The organism is Stenotrophomonas sp. Pemsol (assembly GCF_003586545.1).
Classification (GTDB): Bacteria; Pseudomonadota; Gammaproteobacteria; order Xanthomonadales; family Xanthomonadaceae; genus Stenotrophomonas; species Stenotrophomonas sepilia.
On the sequence record NZ_CP025780.1, the window covers coordinates 3,351,610 to 3,368,490 of the forward strand.

Below are 16,881 nucleotides of genomic sequence, written 5' to 3' on the forward strand. Positions count from 1 at the left end.
GGGCAACCGTGGCGACAAGCAGGATGCGGCCGGGCACAATCGCCCACCACTACGGGCCGCTACGACCACGACTTGCCAGTCGTGAAACCACCTCGCAAGCGTTGAGTTTTCCCGCGAATTTTCCCACCGGCACAAAAAAGGCACTCGGGCGTAAGCCTAAGTGCCTGTTTTTTTTATGGTGGGCCCACCAGGATTCGAACCTGGAACCAAGGGATTATGAGTCCCCTGCTCTAACCGTTGAGCTATAGGCCCTGCGCAGCGCCACAGTGTAGTGGAGGCCACGCTCGATCGGCTACCCGGCAGCAGCAAGAGCCTCAGCAACACGCCCCAACCGCTTCTCCGCCACGTCCGCGAACCACATCTGCCGCCGCAGATGTGCCTGGAACAGCGCCACCGTCCTTCTGGCCTCTTCCAGTGCCTTGTGGTTGCCGCCGTCAAAGCCCTCGACCAGTTCCGCACCAGACAGCGTCAGCAACGCATACGTCGTGCGGCGGGCAAACCCCAGCCGATCTTCACGCTCATCCTGCATCACCTCATCCCAATCAAGCAGCGACGGAAAATCAGTCTGCCGGGAATCAGACAGATCGTGCTCCACATCATTCATGGCCTCACTCCAAATGCATGACGAATCAGTGCAGCGGGCCGTATGTGATGTACGTGACCTGCTGCGCGCTTGCATCAGCGCCGATGGAGACCGGCCTGCCTACGCGATGTGTTGAGCATCTGCACGGTCAGCGTGCGGCTACCGCAGGAAGTAATCAAATGGCAGACGCGACATCGTCAGGATCCGACCGGCATGGCCGGGACGACCAAAGAAAAACCCCGCACCAGGCGGGGTTTCTCTCAACGCTTCAACAGCCGCTGGCTATCAATCGATATCCAGGAAGCTGCGCAGCTGCTCCGAACGGCTCGGGTGACGCAGCTTGCGCAGGGCCTTCGCTTCGATCTGGCGGATGCGCTCGCGGGTCACGTCGAACTGCTTGCCGACCTCTTCCAGCGTGTGGTCGGTATTCATGTCGATGCCGAAGCGCATGCGCAGCACCTTGGCCTCCCTCGGGGTGAGGCCGGCCAGCACGTCGCGCACGGTTTCAGACAAGTTGATGTTGGTGGTGTTCTCGATCGGGGACTCCACGTTGGTGTCCTCGATGAAGTCGCCCAGATGGGAATCCTCGTCGTCGCCGATCGGGGTTTCCATCGAGATCGGCTCCTTGGCGATCTTCATCACCTTGCGGATCTTGTCTTCCGGCATGTCCATTTCCTTGGCCAGCTCCTCCGGCGTAGCCTCGCGGCCGTACTGCTGGAGCATCTGGCGGGAAATGCGGTTCAACTTGTTGATCGTCTCGATCATGTGCACCGGAATTCGGATGGTGCGCGCCTGGTCGGCGATCGAGCGGGTGATCGCCTGGCGGATCCACCAGGTGGCGTAGGTCGAGAACTTGTAGCCGCGGCGGTACTCGAACTTGTCCACGGCCTTCATCAGGCCGATGTTGCCTTCCTGGATCAGGTCGAGGAACTGCAGGCCACGGTTGGTGTACTTCTTGGCAATCGAGATCACCAGGCGCAGGTTGGCCTCGACCATTTCCTTCTTGGCCTTGCGCGCCTTGGCTTCGCCGTAGGCCATGGCACGGCTGATTTCCTTCAGCTCTTCCAGGTCCAGCTGGGTCAGCTTCTCGATGTCGATCGTCGCCTGCTGTTCGGCGATGATCTGGTCCTTCACTTCGCGCAGGGCCGACGACCACTTCTGCTTGCGCTTCAGCGCGTCTTCCACCCACTCCAGGTTGGTCTGGTTGCCTTCCCAGGAACGGATGAAGTCCTTGCGCGGCATGCGCGCGGTGACGGTGGCCAGGTTCAGTACACGGCGCTCATGCGACTTGATGTCGGCCATGGTGTCGCGCAGCTGCTTGGTCAGCACGTCGGTCAGCGGCAGCGGCAGCTTCAGGGTGACGAACACCGCCGACATCTCTTCGCGCAGGCGCGGCAGGTTCTTCTTGTCGCCCTTGGTTGCGGCCTTCTTGAAAGCGTTGAAGGCATCGCTCAGTGCCTGCATGCGCGCGGCGACTTCCTCCGGATCCGGACCGGTCGGTGCGGCTTCTTCATCGCCACCGTCGACATCGTCGTCCTCGTCCTCGTCGCCTTCGGCGTCCGCATCGGCGCTGTCATCGGCAACGACCGCCGGCGGTGCCGGCTCTTCGTCGACCAGGTCGTTGAAGCCGACGATCACTTCGGCCAGGCGCTTCTTGCCTTCCTTGTGGGCTTCGTAGTCGTTCAGCAGCGACTCGACCGAAACCGGGAACTGGCCCAGGGCCGCCTGGACCTGCGAAAGGCCTTCCTCGATGCGCTTGGCGATGGCGATTTCGCCTTCGCGGGTCAGCAGCTCGACGGTGCCCATTTCGCGCATGTACATGCGCACCGGGTCGGTGGTACGGCCACCTTCGGTGTCGAGCGCGCTCAGCGCGGCGGCAGCTTCTTCAGCCGCGGTGTCATCGACTTCGCGGTTGCCGGTGTTGCCATCGTTGAGAAGCAGGGTTTCCACATCCGGCGCAACTTCATGGACATCAATGCCCATGCCGTTGATCATGCCGATGATGTCTTCGATCTGTTCCGGGTCGACCATGTCGTCCGGCAGATGGTCATTGACTTCGGCGTAGGTCAGGTAGCCCTGTTCCAGGCCCTTGCTGATCAGTTGCTTGATTTCGGATTGGGCAGGACGTTCGTTGGCCATGTAGTGCTCGCGCCACCGGCTAGGGAGAAATAGGGAACGTAGCATTATACCAGCCCGGGGCCCCGCCTGCCGGGCGGTGGTCCCGCAGGCTCAGGGCCTGAGAAGGAAGGTCACGGGACCGTCATTGACCAGGCTGACGACCATATGGGCACCAAATCGGCCCGTTTCCACCCCGGGCGCGTGATTTTCACGACAGATCTCGACAAATCGATTGAACCCGCGTTCAGCCTCGTCCGGCGGTGCGGCGGTCGTGAAACTGGGGCGCATGCCCGAACGGGTATCGGCGGCCAGGGTGAACTGGCTGACCAGCAGCAGGCCGCCGCCGGTGTCGCGCAGCGACCGGTTCATCTTCCCGGCCTCGTCGGCGAACACCCGGTAGCCCAGCAGGCGCTCGGCCATCCGTCGCAGCTGGGCCTCGGTATCGCCCGGTTCCATGCCGACCAGGGCCAGCAGGCCGGGGCCGATCTGCCCCACCACTTCCTGGTCGACATGGACGGCGGCCTGGCTGACGCGCTGGATCAGGACGAGCATCGTGGGCTTCCAATGAACAGGGCCGGCCACGATAGCAGCGCCCTTGGCTAAACTGGCGCCGATGAATCCGCAACGCAAAGCCCGGCTGGTCTACCGCGCCACCACCCTGTTCGCCCGCCTGCCCTGGCCACTGTTGCGGGCGTTCGCGCATGCCCTGGCGTGGACGTGGGTCCGTCTCAACGCTCGCGAGAGCCGCGTCACCCGGCGCAACCTGGAACTGGCCTACCCGGAACTGGACGGTCCGGCGCGCGACCGCCTGCACCGCGAGCTGCTGCGCTCCACCGCCCTGCAGGCCATCGAGACGCTGCGGCTGTGGAGCCAGAGGCCGGCCGACAACCTGCGCCTGCACCTGAAGCAGCGCCACGGCGAATCCCTGTACGACGCGGCGCTGGCCAGCGGCAAGGGCGTGATCGTGGCCGCACCCCACTTCGGCAACTGGGAGCTGCTGAACCAGTGGCTGGCCTCGCGCGGGCACATCGCCATCGTCTACAAGCCACCGGAGGACGAGGCCAGCGACGCCTTCCTGCAGCTGGTGCGGGGCGGCCAGAACGTGCAGCAGGTACGCGCCGAGGGCCCCGCCGTGCGCCAGCTGTTCAAGGTGCTCAAGGACGGCGGTGCCACCGGCATCCTGCCCGACCAGCAACCCAAGGCCGGCGACGGCGTGTTCGTGCCGTTCTTCGGCGTGCAGGCACTGACCATGACCCTGGTCAACCGGCTGGCCGAGCGCACCGGCGCCACCGTGCTGTATGGCTGGTGCGAGCGCGTCGGGCCGGACATGGAATTCGCCCTGCACATCGAGCCGACCGATCCCGCCGTGGCCGACCCGGACCCGCAGGTGGCGGCCACCGCGCTCAACGCCGGCATCGAGCGCATCGCCCGCCGCGACCCGACGCAGTACCAGTGGACCTACAAGCGCTATACGCTGCGGCCACCGGGCAGCGGCGAGGAAGACCCGTACGCGACCGAAGAGCATCCGCACTGACGGTCGCACCACGCGGGCCCGTCCGGCCCCTGCGACCGGCGGCCGCACCACGTTGAATACGACGCCGTCGCCCCCATAGAGACTGCGATGTCCGCCTCCCCCGGTCCTGCCATGCCTGCTGCCTCTTCCCTGTTCGGCGATCCCGCCGCGATCCGCTGCGAACGCGCGGTGGCCGAACTGCGTGCCGGTCGCCCGGTACTGCTCCACGATGGCCAGGGCCAGCGCCTGGCGGTGATTGCACTGGACAGCGCCACTGCCAGCAGCTTCGCCACGTTCGCCGGTGCCGCGCGCGAGCGCCACTACCTGTTCCTGACCGCCACCCGCGCCCGCGTGCTCGGCGTGGAAGCGCCGGAAGGCGCGCGCCTGCCGCTGGCCGGCATTGCCTTCGATACCTTGCCCTCGCTGGGTTACCTGCGCGAGCCCGGTCCGATGCCCGACGGCTGGGCAGCCGGCGACGCCTTCGATGCCGGCGCGGTGGAGCTGGCCCGCCTGGGCCTGCTGCTGCCGGCGATGGTCGCGGTGCGCCTGGACGTGGATGACCACACTTTCGACGGTGCCGCCGAGGTGGCCCTGTGCGATCTGGCCGAAGGCGCAGCACATGCGGCCCACGACTACGAACTGGTGGCGCGTTCGCCGGTACCGCTGCGCGACGTCGGCATGACCACCTTCGCGGTGTTCCGCGGCGGCGTGGCCCAGCGCGACCAGGTCGCAATCATCGTCGGCGAACCGGACCTGTCGTCGGTGGTACCGGTACGCGTGCACTCCTCGTGCCTGACCGGCGACCTGTTCGGCTCGCTCAAGTGCGACTGCGGCGACCAGCTGCGGCGCGGGCTGCGCAAGCTGAAGGAACTGGGCGGTGGCGTGCTGCTGTACCTGGACCAGGAAGGCCGCGGCACCGGCATCGCCGCCAAGATGCGCGCCTATGGCTACCAGCACGACGGCCTGGACACCATCGACGCCGATGCGCAGCTGGGCTTCGGTGCCGACGAACGCCGCTACGGCAGTGCGGTGGCGATGCTGCATGGCCTGGGCATTTCGCGCGTGGCTCTGCTCAGCAACAACCCGACCAAGGCACAGCGCCTGCGCAATGCCGGCATCGAGGTGCTGGACTGCATTCCGGTCACCGGCGAGATCACCGCCGAAAACGAACACTACCTGCGCACCAAGGCCGATCGTGCTGGCCACCTGCTGGATGTCGATGCGCTGATCCAGGCTGCCCAGTAACGCAGCCGACCTGCTACCGTCTGCGCGGTGCGGCCACCGCCGCCGCCGCTCGCCCTGCCACCTGACGGAGCCCGCGTGACCGACGTCGCCCCTATCGCCCCGACCACCGAAGCCTGGCAATCGCTGCCGCAACGTGCCGCCCGCCTGGCCGCACTGGAAGGCGCCTTCGGCGGACTGTTCGTACCGGGTCTGCCACTGGCCGCAGCTGCCTGGTTCTTCGATCTGCCCGGCGGCCTGTGGACTGCCGCCCTGGGGCTGCTGATCGGCATCCTCTTCGGCGCCTGGCTCGGCCGCCGGCGACTGACCCGCACCCGCTGGCGCCTGGATGACCAGGGCCTGGGCCTGCGCCGCGACCTGATGTGGCAGCTGGAAACCCGCATTCCCATATCGCGCGTACAACACCTGGACCTGCGCCGGGGCCCGTTGGAGCGCCGCGCCGGCCTGGCCACGCTGATCGTGCACACTGCCGGTACCCGCATGAGCGCGGTCACCGTCAACGGCCTGGATGAAGCCGACGCCGAGCGCCTGCGCGACACCCTCTCGCACCAGCTCGACCAGGACGCCGACGCCCTGTGAGCCTGCCGCCGCCCCTGCCCGCATCGCTGCCTGCCGGTGGCGAGGACCATCGCCTGCACCCGTGGTCGTGGCTGTTCGTACTACTGATGCAGCTGCGCCACTACTTCCTGCCGCTGGTCGCGCTGCTGGTGTTCGGCCAGCGTGGCGAGCGCGACCCGATGTGGGCGCAGTTGATTCCACTGTCGGCGATCGCGGCACTGGTGCTGGTCTCGGTGCTGCAGTACCTCAGCTACCGCTACCGCATCGGCAGCGATGCCATCACCGTGCGCAGCGGGCTGCTGGCGCGCAACCGCCGCGAGATCCCGTTCGCCCGCATCCACAACGTGGAAGTGCGGCAGAACCCGCTGCACCGGCTGTTCGGTGTGGCCGAGCTGCGCCTGGAATCGGCCGGCGGCGTGCGGCCGGAAGCCGAGATGCGGGTACTGAGGCTGGACCAGGCGCTGGCGCTGGAACGGCTGGTGCGCCAGCGTGGGCAGGCACCGCAGCCCGCCGACGTCGTCGCCACGCCCTCGATCACCGGGACCGACACCGAACAGGTGCTGCTGCGCCTGTCGAGCTGGGACGTGGTGCGCATGGGCCTGCTCTCCAACCGCGGATGGGCACTGGCGATCGCCGCCTTCGGCGTGCTGTTCCAGACCGTGCCGCGGCCGGTGATGGACGCGGCCATCCAGCGTGGTGGCAGGGAGGCCTTCGGCTACGCAAGCCACCTGCAGCCCGGCGTGGCCGGCGCCTTCCTGCTGCTGGCCGCAGCCCTGCTGCTGGGCTGGCTGGCGCTGCGGGCGTTGTCGGTGGTGCTGACCCTGCTGCGCTATCACGGCTTCACTCTCAGCGAGCAGGATCGCCGGCTGACCGTCTCGGCTGGCCTGGTCAGCCGAACCCGCAGCAGTGTCGCGCGTCGCCGCATCCAGGCCTGGACGCTGCACGAAACCACCCTGCATCGCTGGTTCGGCCTGCGCCAGCTGCGCATCGACAGCGCCGCCGGCGGCCCTTCGCGGGACCAGGACCGCGCCCTGCGCGAGCTGGCACCGCTGGCCCCGGCAATGCGCTGCGAGCAGTTGGTGCAGCACCTGCTGCCACAACTGCAGTGGCCACCGGCGCAGTGGCAGTCCATTCCGCAGCGTGGCTGGTGGCGGCTGTGCCTGGGTGCGCTGCTGCTGGTCCCCGTGCTGGCCGCAGCCGCGTACTGGCGCTGGGGATCATGGGGCCTGATCGTGCTGGCCTGGTTGCCGCTGGCGCTGCTGGTGGCCCACCGGCAGATGGCGCGCATGGGCTGGTATCTGGATGACCACTACGTCGCCGTGCGCGGCGGTTGGTGGAAGCGCTGGTGGCGCTGGGCCGAGCTGGACAAGGTGCAGGGCCTGCGCCTGCTGCGCTCGCCACTGGACAAGCTGTTGGGCACCAGCAGCCTGCAGCTGGATACCGCCGGCGCGCATGGTGATGTGGCGTTGATCCTGCACTACCTGCCGCAGGCGCAGGCGCAACAGGTGATGGATCAACTGGCGGCCGCGCTGGCGCGGCGCAAGCTGCGCTGGTGACGGCGGGGCCGGATCCCGGCCGCGCATCCATGCATGGCGTGGATCTACTGTAGAGCCGAGCCCATGCTCGGCTTGCCGCAGCCGAGCATGGGCTCGGCGCTACATCACCCCCGTTACTGCTGCGACGGCCCCCAATACCCCAGGTCCTTGCGGATCTGCAGGTCGCGCACCCAGCTCCCGAACGGCTTGCGCCGCAGCACGCCCATCTCGCCGGACAGGAAATCCTCGGTAGCCGCAATCACGCGCTCGCTGGACAGGCCATCGCGGTACGGATGGATGGCATCGGCGTAGCGCACGATCTCCGCCTGCAGCGCGGCGTCGGGATGCAGCGCGCGCTGCAGCATCGCCGGCAGCTGCACCGGGTCGTCGAAGTCGATCATGTGCGGCTTGGGCACCCGGTTGCGGAAGGTCACCACCGGCTTGTGCTGGACGATGAACTCCGAAACGATCGAGGACGTATCGGACACCAGCACATCGGCGGCGCGCTGTGCGGCCATCACCTGCTCCGGCTCGATGAAGCGTGCATTGGCACCGGCCAGGGCGCGGTAGCGTTCGAACAATTCCGGTGGGCACTTCGGGTGCAGGGTCAGCAGCCAGTAGCGCTTGCCCTCGGCGATGTCGGCAGCAATCTGCGCATGCAGGTGCGGGGCTGCGCTCAGGCGTTCGGTGAAGGTCGAACCGAACAGGATCACCGGGCGTCCTCCAGCGGCGGCGCGCAGCGCGGCGCTCTCGCCACCATCGTCGCGGAACAGCGGATCCAGCTTCGGCCAGCCGGTCTCGGCCACCGCGAAGTGGCCCTGCAGGGCCGCGATCTCGCGGAACGGCCCGGTGGTGGCCGGCCCCTGCGTGCAGTACAGGTCGAACATGCCGCGCACCCGGAAGTGGCCGCGCGCACTGTCCCGCTTCTCCACGTTGAAGCCATGGAACAGCTGCACCTTGGCTCCCGAAAGGAAGGTCGGCACCCAGTTGGCGGCGCTGAACACCGCCCGCGGCCGCATTGCCAGCGCCTGCTTGAGGCCGATGTTGGGCACTCCCGGCAGCTGGCTGCCGGCCGCGCCGCCCTCGAACCAGGCTGCCACCTCCTGCCCGGAGGCGTGCAAGGCCTGCGCCAACGGGGCGAGAATAGGCAGCGCATAGCGCTCCGTCGCAAACAACAGGTACCCGGCCATCATGTCCTCCACGACCGCTCCCATCGAACGGCCTCGCATCTCGGCCTGCATTATCGCGTTCAACGAGGCCGGCCGCATCGGCGACTGCCTGGCCTCACTGGCCTTCTGCGATGAGATCGTCGTCGTGGACTCCTACTCCACCGATGCCACCGTGGCCATCGCCGAGGCCGCAGGCGCCCGCGTGCTGCAGCGCCCGTTCGACGGCTTCCGCAGCCAGAAGGCGTACTGCGTCGAGCAGGCCCGCCACGACTGGGTGCTGTGCCTGGACGCCGATGAGCGGATCAGCCCGGAACTGCGTGCGGCCATCGAACAGGCCCGCGACGCTGGCTTCGCTGGCCATGCCGGCTATCGCTTCGCACGCCTGTCGGAGTACTTCGGCAAGTTCCTGCGCCATGGCAATGCCTACCCGGACCGGGTGATGCGCCTGTTCGACCGCCGCCGTGGCGGCTGGCGCGGCAAGCGCGAGATCCACGAGGCCGCCAGCGTCGATGGCAGTGTGGGTACCCTGCGCGGCGACCTGGTCCACTATCCCTACCGCTCCTTGCAGCAGCAGCTGGCCAAGACCGAGAAGTACGCGCGGATGATGGCCGAGCACGAGTTCGCGCGCGGTAAACGGGCCACGCTGGGCAAGCTGGTGCTGGCACCGGCCTGGCGGTTCTGGCGCGGCTTCGTGTTCCGTGGCGGCTTCCGCGACGGCTGGCATGGCCTGGTCTACGCCTATGTGCGCGCCAACTACGTGCGCCAGAAGACCATCATGCTGTGGATGCTGGGCAACGGCCAGGCCGTGGCCGACCCGCCGAACCCCTGATCGCCGGGCCCTGCCCGGCGCGCCGATGCATCACGCCCCGGTGGCTGCCCGGTAGCGCGCGCCTTCGACGATCGACAGGCCGGTCAGCAGGCCGACCAGGGTCACGTAGAAGCTGGCGGTCATCTGGTGCGCGAACATCGACTGGGTCAGTCCGCACAACGCGTAGGTGATCACCAGCATGATGCCGGCTGCGGCCGGCCCACGGAAGGTTGACCGGCCACTACGGCGATGCAGGCGCACGAACAACCACAGCGGGATGCCATACACCGCCAGCAACAGCAGCAGGCCCGGTACGCCCTGGGTCGCTGCCCATTCGGCAACATCGTTGTGTGCATGCCCCAGGTGGCAACGCAACTCTTCCGGATTCTCCCGACAGACCGGTACGCGCAGCATCGCACTGTCGAAATGACCGATGCCAACACCCACCAGCGGGTGATCGAGGAAGGTCTCCCAGGCCACCTGCAGGCGTTCCACGCGGGCACCGGCGGAAGAATCACTGTCGCCCAGTTCCATCCGCTGCACGTCACTGTGCAGCTCGCTCAGGCGCACTTGGTGACGCAGCTCCGGCACCGACAGCAACAGGGTCGCGCCGATCGCCAGCATGCCGGCCAGCACCGACAGGCGCGCCGCACCGGTGCGCCAGCGCAGGCTCAGTGCCAGCACCACCAGAAGCGCCAGCAGGGCGGCGAACACGCCGCGGCTGCCGGTCAGCACGATGGTGCCGCAGCCGGCGGCCGTGCCGAGGATCACCAGCGACCAGCGCCGCGACGGGCGACAGAACACCAGCAGCACCATCAACACCATCACGATGTCGGCCAGCACGATGGCGTTGGTGAACAACTCTGCGCGCGGGGCGCCACCCAGCACCTGCCACAGCGACATCGCGAAGGTGGCGAGCAGGCCGGTCAATGATCCGTACCAGAGCCACCGCAGGTTGGGACGCAGCGCGCAGACCCAGAGCGCGATCCACGGGATCACCACGAATCGCGAGCGGTTGTCGACGTCACGCAGGCCCTGCTCGAACAACACCACCGACAGTACGCCGAGCGCCAGCACCGCCAGCATCAGCCAGGCCAGCACTTTCACCGGCTGACCGGCCATGCCGCGCGCGCGCCACAGCAGCTCCGGCGCAAGCAGCGTGCTGAGCAGCAGCAGCAGGCCATACGGCAGCAGGTTGATCGGCACGGTCAGCACCAGTGCCGGCAGGCAGAACAGGCCCAGCTGGGCCAGCGCATGCGCGGCCCCATGGCGCCCACCGGCGGGAACGCCCAGCGGGTCGCCGGCCATGGGGTTCAGGTTGTCCGGTGAAGCTGGCACGTCGGGAAGTATCGCTGCAATCTGCGGGAAGAACGGGAAGGACCAACGGAGGCCGTCCCAGCCTGCTGTTTTACTGCCTTTGGGCCCGCTTGGGCAGACTGGACAAGCCGGAATCGTGGTGGCTAGTCATGTTCCTGCAAACGCCGTTCACGTTCGCGCTCCTCTGCAGTGACCACGCAGGGCACCTTCACCGCTGCTGCCGGCACCAGCCACCAGCGCCGCCGGTTGGCCACGCCGGCCAGTTCAGAACGGTTGCGGTCGACGCACGACAGCATCGCGTATTCGTGCACCAGCAACCAGCGGCGTCCGGGCGCCAGCCGCTGCCAGCGCGTGGCCGCAATCAGCTGCTCGTCCCAGTCCGTCTCGAAACCGAAGGTCGCTGCGGGGCGGTCGGCCAACAGCAGATGCTGCTCCTTCCAGGCCACCAGCCCCAATTCGGCATCCGGTCCCAGACGGTCACCAACCGTGCGCATCAGGCCGCGGGCGGAACTGGAATCGTTCAGCAGCGGATAGCCGACCAGGCTGTACAGCACCCAGACCATCGCCAGGGTCGACACCAGCGCCAGATGCCGGCGACGGCCGCAGGCCAGCAGGCTCAATCCGCCCCACATGCCCATCGCCAGGATCGTCCAGGCCAGTGCGTCGACGGCGCCGGGCGCCAGCCCGCGGCTGTGGGTCAGGCGCAGCTCGAAGGCCGGCTCGCCCAGCACCGCCATCGCACCGGCCAGGGCCAGGCCCAGTGACAGCAGGCCGGTGAACACCCCCACCACGGCCTGCACATCGCGCCGCCTCAGCAATCCAGGCAACAGCGGCGCCAGCACCAGGCAGAACATCGGCAGTGCCGGCAGGATGTACACATCGCGCTTGCCGGCGGGAATCGAGAAGAACAGCACCACCATCAGCCACCAGGCCAGCGGCAGCAGGTAGCGCGGGTCGCGGCGGCGCAACCGGCGGCGCCACGCCGGAATCGCCCAGGGCAGGGCCAGGAACGCCGGGATCCACATCAGCGGCATCGTCGCCAGGAAGTACCAGGCGGGCTGGTGATGGTCCCAGGAATGGGCGTAGCGCCGCGCCGTCTGCTGGAACAGGATGTCGTCCATGTAGGCCAGGTACTCGTCCGAGCCGGTGGCAAAGCCGGCCAGCAGCATCGGCGCCAGCCACAACGACACCGCCAGCAGGAAGGCCAGCGGCGCCAGCCAGAAACGCGCGTCGCGCGCATGCAGTCCCACCCGTGGCCACTGCAACGCCGCGGCGATGGCCGCAGGCACGAGCATCAGCAGCGCCAGCATCCCCACGCCCTTGGTGATCACGCCGATGCCAGCAAAGAACCAGCCCAGCCACCACCAGCGCCAGCTGGGTCCCAGCAGAAGGTGGCGCAGCAGGCCGTAGTTGGCCAGGGTGATGAACAGCAGCAGCAGTGGGTCGATCTGCGCCTTCTTCGCCTGGAAGGTGAACTGCAGCGCGAACAGCAGCGCCCAGCCGGCGTACAGCCCCACCCGCCGCGTCCACAGGCGTCGCCCCAGGTCGACCACGCACCACAGCGTGCCCAGGGCCGCCAGCAGCGACGGCAGCAGGAAGGCCACGCGCCACTGCCCGACCAGGCCGTACAGCGTGGCCTGCCACCACATCAGCATCGGCGGCTTGTCCGAGTACAGCTCGGTGCCGCGATGCGGGAACAGCCACTGCCCGCTGTCGAACATCTGCTTGGCCACCAGCGCGAAGCGCGGTTCGTCCGACGGCCACGGATCACGAAGGCCCAGCCCGGCCCCCAGCACCAGCAGGGCCATCACCACGAACAACCACGTCTCGCGCGACGCGCGGGATTTCAGCATGGGACTCGGAACGTCAGCGGGGTCAGGCTGTTTTTAGCAGACGCGCGTAAAAGAAACCGTCAGCATCGTTGTCACCCGGCAGGCGCTGGCGCGCAATCCCCTCGCAATCGAGGCCGAATGTGTCATCCAGAGGCTGTGCCGCTGCGTCCGGATGCCACTTCAGGAAGGCTCGCACCTGATCGACGTTCTCGGCGCGCAGGATCGAACAGGTGGCGTACAGCAGCACGCCTCCCGGGCGCAGCACCGACCAGCAGGCCTCCAGCAGGCGGGCCTGCACGCCGACCAGCGCATCGATGTCCTCGGCGCGGCGGTGGAACATCACGTCCGGCTGGCGGCGGATCACGCCGGTGGCCGAGCACGGGGCATCCAGCAGGATGGCGTCGAACGGCGTGCCATCCCACCAGGCCCCGGGATCGCTGGCATCGGCCACCCGGGTCTGCGCGCCCTCACCCACACCGGTGCGGGTGTAGGTATCGCGGGCGCGCGCGAGTCGACGCGCATCGATATCGAGCGCCAGCAGGCGCAGACTGGGGTCACGTTCCAGCAGGTGCGCCGACTTGCCACCGGGTGCCGCACAGGCGTCCAGCACGCGGGCGCCGGTCGCGGGCGCCAGCGCGTCGGCTGCGCATTGCGCCGACAGGTCCTGTACCGACAGTGCACCGTCGGCAAAACCCGGCAGCTGGTTCACCGCAACGGGGGCCGCCAGGCGCAGTGCATCGGCGCAGAGCGCGCTGGGTTCGGCGGCAATGCCCGCCTCGGCCAGTGCCGCCAGTGCCTTGTCACGGCCGCCGTGCTGGCGGTTGGCGCGCAGCCACAACGGTGCCGGTTGCAGGCTGGCGCTGAAGATCGCGTCGGCCTGTACCGGCCAATCGCGTTCCACCGCATCGGCCAGCCATTCCGGGAAGGCATCGCGCGCCGGCTGCTCCGGGAAACCTTCGCGCTGCGCGCGGCGCAGGATCGCATTGACCAGGCCGGCCTGGCGCTCACGGCCCAGCGCACGCGCGGCATCGACCGTGGCCGACAGCGCCGCATGCGCCGGCAGTTCCAGAACGTCCAGCTGGGCGAAGCCCACCATCAACAGGGTGCGCAGATCGGCGTCGCGCGCCGACAGCGGCTTCTGCATCCACGACTGCAAGGCAGCGTCATAGGTACTGCGGCGACGCAGCACCGCAAAGCACAGCGCTTCCAGCAAGGCACGATCGCGGCTGTCGGCCAGCTTCGGCAGCGCCCAGGCCAGTTCGGCCTTCAATGAACGGCCACGGGTGAACACCTGTGCCAGCACACGTGCGGCCAGCATGCGGGTGGCCGCGCCCGGCGCCGCCTTGGCCACGGAGAAATCGTTCTGCTTCGACACCGCTTATGCTCCCACGCGCAGATCACGGCGGGCGTTGAGGTAGTCGGCGGCGGTGATCGCCTTGCCGCCTTCGCGCTGCAGCGTACGCAAGCGCAGTGCGCCCTGGCCGCAGGCGATGTCGATGCCATCGCGGCTGGCCGCCAGCACCGTGCCCGGCGCTTGGCTGTGGGCCTCATCCAGCGCCACCGCGCCATGGATGCGCACGCGTTCGCCAGCCAGCGTCGCTTCGGCGATCGGCCACGGATTGAAGGCACGCACGGTACGCGCCAGCACATCGGCGCCCTGCGCCCAGTCCAGACGGGCTTCGGCCTTGTCCAGCTTGTGCGCATAGGTCACGCCCTGCTCCGGCTGCGGCCGCGCGATCGGCTTGATGCCGGCCCGCAGCAGGCCCAGGCCGTCGGACAGGACCTGTGCACCCAGCTCGGCCAGCTTGTCATGCAGCTGGCCACCGGTATCGGTGGCAGCGATCGGCAGTTCCTGGTGCAGCAGCACCGGGCCGGTATCCAGGCCCGCTTCCATCTGCATCAGGCACACACCGGTCTTTGCGTCACCGGCCTGGATCGCGCGCTGGATCGGCGCAGCACCGCGCCAGCGTGGCAGCAGCGAGGCATGCACGTTCCAGCAGCCGTGGGTCGGGATCGCCAGTACCGCCTTGGGCAGGATCAGGCCGTAGGCCACCACCACCATCAGGTCCGGCTGCAGGTCGCGCAGCTGCTGCTGTGCAGCCTCGTCCTTCAGTGATTCGGGCTGGTAGACCGGAATGCCACGGGCCACGGCCTCGAGCTTGACCGGCGATGGTGCCAGGCCACGGCCACGCCCGGCCGGCCGGTCAGGCTGGGTATAGACGGCCACGACCTCGTGGTGGCGCGCCGCGGCGCGCAGCGACGACACCGCGAATTCCGGCGTACCGGCAAAGACAATCCTCATGGCTACCCCACTTGCAGGATGGATTCGTGCAGGAAAGAAAACGGCGCCGTCGGCCGGCGCCGTGCAGCCCGCGCGCGTCGCGCAGGCACGGGCCACCCGAAGGGCGGCCCGGATGGGCGATCACGCCACGTGCTTGCGCTGCTTGGCCAGCTTCTTGCGGACCATCTCGCGCTTGAGCGGCGACAGGTAGTCGATGAACAGCTTGCCGTCCAGGTGGTCCATCTCGTGCTGGATGCAGGTGGCCAGTACTTCACCCGCCTCCAGCTGCTGTTCCTGGCCGTTGCGGTCCAGGTACTTCACGGTGATGGTGTCGGCGCGGGTGACGTCGGCGAAGATGCCCGGGACCGACAGGCAGCCCTCCTGGTACACCCGGCCCCCGTCCCTGGCGACGATTTCCGGGTTGATGAACACATGCGGTTCATTCTTTTCTTCACTGACATCGATGACCATGAAGCGCTTGTGCACGTCCACCTGGGTGGCCGCCAGGCCGATGCCCGGGGCGTCGTACATGGTCTGGAACATGTTGTCGATCAGTTCCTGGAAGGCCGGCGTGGTGACTTCGGCGGCGTCGATCAACGCAGCCTTGGTACGCAGGCGCGGATCGGGGAACTCGAGAATGGGGAGAAGGGCCATGGCTGTTTCCGGATAGGGGGCCGGCACGCCGGCATACGTCGCAGATTCTAGCTCCAACGCTTGCCTTGCGCCCCGGTTTCTGGACTATAGTGCGTGGACCTGTTGGGGAATCAGGGCTTCACACCTATGTTGCTTCGTTTTCGTACGGTCGTCGCCGCGGCGATGCTGACCGTGGCTGCCTATGCTACCGCCGTGGAAGTGAATGGCGGGCACCCGGACACCTATGTGGTCCGAAAAGGGGATACGTTGTGGGATATCGCCGCACGTTTCCTGCAGAAGCCTTGGCTGTGGCCGGAGATCTGGCAAGCCAATCCGCAGATCGCCAACCCGCACCTGATCTATCCAGGTGACGTGCTGAGCCTTGCCTACCTGGACCGGGTGACCGTGTCCCAGGCCGGCCCGCGCCAGGAGGCCCCGATCGACGCCATTCCGCTGGCCCAGGTCGAGCCGTTCCTGAAGCAGCTGAGCGTTGTCGACAGCATCAAGCAGCTGCCCTACGTGGTCGGCCTGGAGGACAGCCGCCTGCGCGTGTCCGGCGGTGACACCGTCTACGTGCGCCTGGCCGATGCCCAGGTGGGCCAGCGCTGGGCCGTGGTACGCCCGACCGTGCGGTACGCCCAGCCCAAGCCGACCGAAGACCTGACCGCCAATGGCGACGTGACCCCGGGCAGCGGCAACCTGTGGAAGGCCTACAACGCGCCCAACGCCCGCCGTGGCGTGCTCGGCTACGAGCTGGCCCAGGTCGCTACCGGCACCATCACCCAGATTGCCGGCGGCAAGGTCGAGGCCTCCACGCTGGTGCTGGACAAGAACGACGGCGGCCGCGAAGTGCGCGCCGGTGACCGCCTGGTACCGGTCGAAGCCAAGCCGTACGACCTGCAGTTCATCCCTCATGTACCCGCTGCCGGTGTCGAGGGTGTGGACGTGCGCGTGCTGGCCGTCACCGACATGTTCAATGCCGGTGGCCCGCGCGACGTGATCGCGATCTCGGCCGGCCGTGCCCAGGGCGTGGACAACGGCACCGTGTTCTCGCTGTGGCGCCCGGGCCGCCATGTGGCGCACCGCATGAAGTACCCGAACTCCTCGCGCATGGACGACTCGCTCAGCACCGGCGCGGGCCGGGTCTCGCTGCCGGATGAGTATGCCGCACACGCGATGGTGTTCCGTACCTTCGACAACGTCAGCTACGCGCTGGTGATGCAGGGCGTGAAGCCGGTGCAGGTCGGTTACAACGCGCTGCACCCGGACGCGAAGTAACCGTTGCCGGGCGT

Annotated in this window: 15 protein-coding genes and 1 tRNA gene; 6 read left to right on the plus strand and 10 right to left on the minus strand. The window is 67.9% G+C overall.

Annotation, left to right across the window (positions count from 1 at the left end):
* Nucleotides 1–176 precede the first annotated feature (176 nt).
* The 4 genes from PEM_RS15365 to dtd all read right to left on the minus strand — a co-directional run bounded on the left by PEM_RS15365 (nucleotide 177) and on the right by dtd (nucleotide 3,253).
* A tRNA-Ile gene (locus PEM_RS15365) sits at nucleotides 177–252 on the minus strand.
* A gap of 40 nt (nucleotides 253–292) precedes the next feature.
* Nucleotides 293–604 (minus strand): hypothetical protein, encoded by a 312-nt coding sequence (locus tag PEM_RS15370; protein ID WP_065186327.1) that lies wholly within the window; start codon nucleotides 602–604, stop codon nucleotides 293–295.
* Nucleotides 605–868: 264 nt separating this feature from the next.
* Nucleotides 869–2,722, minus strand: a complete 1,854-nt coding sequence (gene rpoD / locus PEM_RS15375; protein ID WP_005419586.1) for an RNA polymerase sigma factor RpoD — start codon at nucleotides 2,720–2,722, stop codon at nucleotides 869–871.
* 90 nt (nucleotides 2,723–2,812) lie between these two features.
* On the minus strand, nucleotides 2,813–3,253 hold the full coding sequence (gene dtd / locus PEM_RS15380) for a D-aminoacyl-tRNA deacylase (RefSeq protein WP_005419588.1): 441 nt from the start codon (nucleotides 3,251–3,253) through the stop codon (nucleotides 2,813–2,815).
* Nucleotides 3,254–3,314: 61 nt separating this feature from the next.
* Here dtd and PEM_RS15385 point away from each other — a divergent pair, with 61 nt between their 5' ends.
* From PEM_RS15385 to PEM_RS15400, 4 genes are all read left to right on the plus strand, one after another.
* Nucleotides 3,315–4,235, plus strand: coding sequence for a lauroyl acyltransferase (locus tag PEM_RS15385; RefSeq protein ID WP_053496997.1), 921 nt, complete (start codon nucleotides 3,315–3,317; stop codon nucleotides 4,233–4,235).
* Nucleotides 4,236–4,322: 87 nt separating this feature from the next.
* The gene (ribA, locus tag PEM_RS15390) at nucleotides 4,323–5,459 is read left to right on the plus strand and encodes a GTP cyclohydrolase II RibA (protein ID WP_053496995.1); all 1,137 of its coding nucleotides are present in this window, start codon (nucleotides 4,323–4,325) and stop codon (nucleotides 5,457–5,459) included.
* A 75-nt stretch (nucleotides 5,460–5,534) separates the two neighbouring features.
* Complete coding sequence (locus tag PEM_RS15395) at nucleotides 5,535–6,035, plus strand: PH domain-containing protein (protein ID WP_005419594.1); 501 nt, start codon at nucleotides 5,535–5,537, stop codon at nucleotides 6,033–6,035.
* Complete coding sequence (locus PEM_RS15400; protein WP_111174833.1) at nucleotides 6,032–7,570, plus strand: PH domain-containing protein; 1,539 nt, start codon at nucleotides 6,032–6,034, stop codon at nucleotides 7,568–7,570. The genes PEM_RS15395 and PEM_RS15400 overlap by 4 nt, the downstream gene beginning before the upstream one ends.
* A gap of 113 nt (nucleotides 7,571–7,683) precedes the next feature.
* Here PEM_RS15400 and PEM_RS15405 read toward each other — a convergent pair whose 3' ends face one another.
* Nucleotides 7,684–8,742 carry a CDP-glycerol glycerophosphotransferase family protein gene (locus PEM_RS15405; RefSeq protein ID WP_111128751.1) on the minus strand — a complete coding sequence of 353 codons (1,059 nt, stop codon included), beginning with the start codon at nucleotides 8,740–8,742 and terminating at the stop codon, nucleotides 7,684–7,686.
* Between PEM_RS15405 and PEM_RS15410 the strand changes: the two genes are divergently transcribed.
* Nucleotides 8,741–9,547, plus strand: a complete 807-nt coding sequence (locus tag PEM_RS15410) for a glycosyltransferase family 2 protein (RefSeq protein ID WP_005419599.1) — start codon at nucleotides 8,741–8,743, stop codon at nucleotides 9,545–9,547. The two genes, PEM_RS15405 and PEM_RS15410, sit on opposite strands and share 2 nt — an antisense overlap.
* Before the next feature lie 30 nt (nucleotides 9,548–9,577).
* Here the strand turns inward: PEM_RS15410 and PEM_RS15415 are convergent, their stop codons facing one another.
* The 5 genes from PEM_RS15415 to def all read right to left on the minus strand — a co-directional run bounded on the left by PEM_RS15415 (nucleotide 9,578) and on the right by def (nucleotide 15,610).
* Nucleotides 9,578–10,834: an O-antigen ligase gene (locus tag PEM_RS15415; RefSeq protein WP_053496988.1), complete on the minus strand. Its 1,257-nt coding sequence runs from the start codon at nucleotides 10,832–10,834 to the stop codon at nucleotides 9,578–9,580.
* A 152-nt stretch (nucleotides 10,835–10,986) separates the two neighbouring features.
* A complete protein-coding gene (locus tag PEM_RS15420; protein ID WP_111128753.1) occupies nucleotides 10,987–12,696 on the minus strand; it encodes a glycosyltransferase family 39 protein in 1,710 nt (569 codons plus the stop codon).
* Between the two features lie 22 nt (nucleotides 12,697–12,718).
* Complete coding sequence (gene rsmB, locus PEM_RS15425; RefSeq protein ID WP_111128755.1) at nucleotides 12,719–14,050, minus strand: 16S rRNA (cytosine(967)-C(5))-methyltransferase RsmB; 1,332 nt, start codon at nucleotides 14,048–14,050, stop codon at nucleotides 12,719–12,721.
* Nucleotides 14,051–14,053: 3 nt separating this feature from the next.
* A complete protein-coding gene (gene fmt / locus PEM_RS15430; RefSeq protein WP_005419618.1) occupies nucleotides 14,054–14,977 on the minus strand; it encodes a methionyl-tRNA formyltransferase in 924 nt (307 codons plus the stop codon).
* Between the two features lie 120 nt (nucleotides 14,978–15,097).
* On the minus strand, nucleotides 15,098–15,610 hold the full coding sequence (def, locus tag PEM_RS15435) for a peptide deformylase (RefSeq protein WP_005419619.1): 513 nt from the start codon (nucleotides 15,608–15,610) through the stop codon (nucleotides 15,098–15,100).
* 126 nt (nucleotides 15,611–15,736) lie between these two features.
* Between def and PEM_RS15440 the strand changes: the two genes are divergently transcribed.
* Nucleotides 15,737–16,867 carry a LysM peptidoglycan-binding domain-containing protein gene (locus PEM_RS15440; RefSeq protein WP_005419620.1) on the plus strand — a complete coding sequence of 377 codons (1,131 nt, stop codon included), beginning with the start codon at nucleotides 15,737–15,739 and terminating at the stop codon, nucleotides 16,865–16,867.
* Nucleotides 16,868–16,881: the final 14 nt, after the last annotated feature.

What these genes read in the sequence shown, in the direction of transcription:
- PEM_RS15370 (WP_065186327.1), bottom strand. Translation starts at nt 604, where the DNA reads ATGAATGATGTGGAGCACGATCTGTCTGATTCCCGGCAGACTGATTTT.
- rpoD (WP_005419586.1), bottom strand. Translation starts at nt 2,722, where the DNA reads ATGGCCAACGAACGTCCTGCCCAATCCGAAATCAAGCAACTGATCAGC.
- dtd (WP_005419588.1), bottom strand. Translation starts at nt 3,253, where the DNA reads ATGCTCGTCCTGATCCAGCGCGTCAGCCAGGCCGCCGTCCATGTCGAC.
- PEM_RS15385 (WP_053496997.1), top strand. Translation starts at nt 3,315, where the DNA reads ATGAATCCGCAACGCAAAGCCCGGCTGGTCTACCGCGCCACCACCCTG.
- ribA (WP_053496995.1), top strand. Translation starts at nt 4,323, where the DNA reads ATGTCCGCCTCCCCCGGTCCTGCCATGCCTGCTGCCTCTTCCCTGTTC.
- PEM_RS15410 (WP_005419599.1), top strand. Translation starts at nt 8,741, where the DNA reads ATGTCCTCCACGACCGCTCCCATCGAACGGCCTCGCATCTCGGCCTGC.
- PEM_RS15405 (WP_111128751.1), bottom strand. Translation starts at nt 8,742, where the DNA reads ATGATGGCCGGGTACCTGTTGTTTGCGACGGAGCGCTATGCGCTGCCT.
- PEM_RS15415 (WP_053496988.1), bottom strand. Translation starts at nt 10,834, where the DNA reads ATGGCCGGCGACCCGCTGGGCGTTCCCGCCGGTGGGCGCCATGGGGCC.
- PEM_RS15420 (WP_111128753.1), bottom strand. Translation starts at nt 12,696, where the DNA reads ATGCTGAAATCCCGCGCGTCGCGCGAGACGTGGTTGTTCGTGGTGATG.
- fmt (WP_005419618.1), bottom strand. Translation starts at nt 14,977, where the DNA reads ATGAGGATTGTCTTTGCCGGTACGCCGGAATTCGCGGTGTCGTCGCTG.
- def (WP_005419619.1), bottom strand. Translation starts at nt 15,610, where the DNA reads ATGGCCCTTCTCCCCATTCTCGAGTTCCCCGATCCGCGCCTGCGTACC.
- PEM_RS15440 (WP_005419620.1), top strand. Translation starts at nt 15,737, where the DNA reads ATGTTGCTTCGTTTTCGTACGGTCGTCGCCGCGGCGATGCTGACCGTG.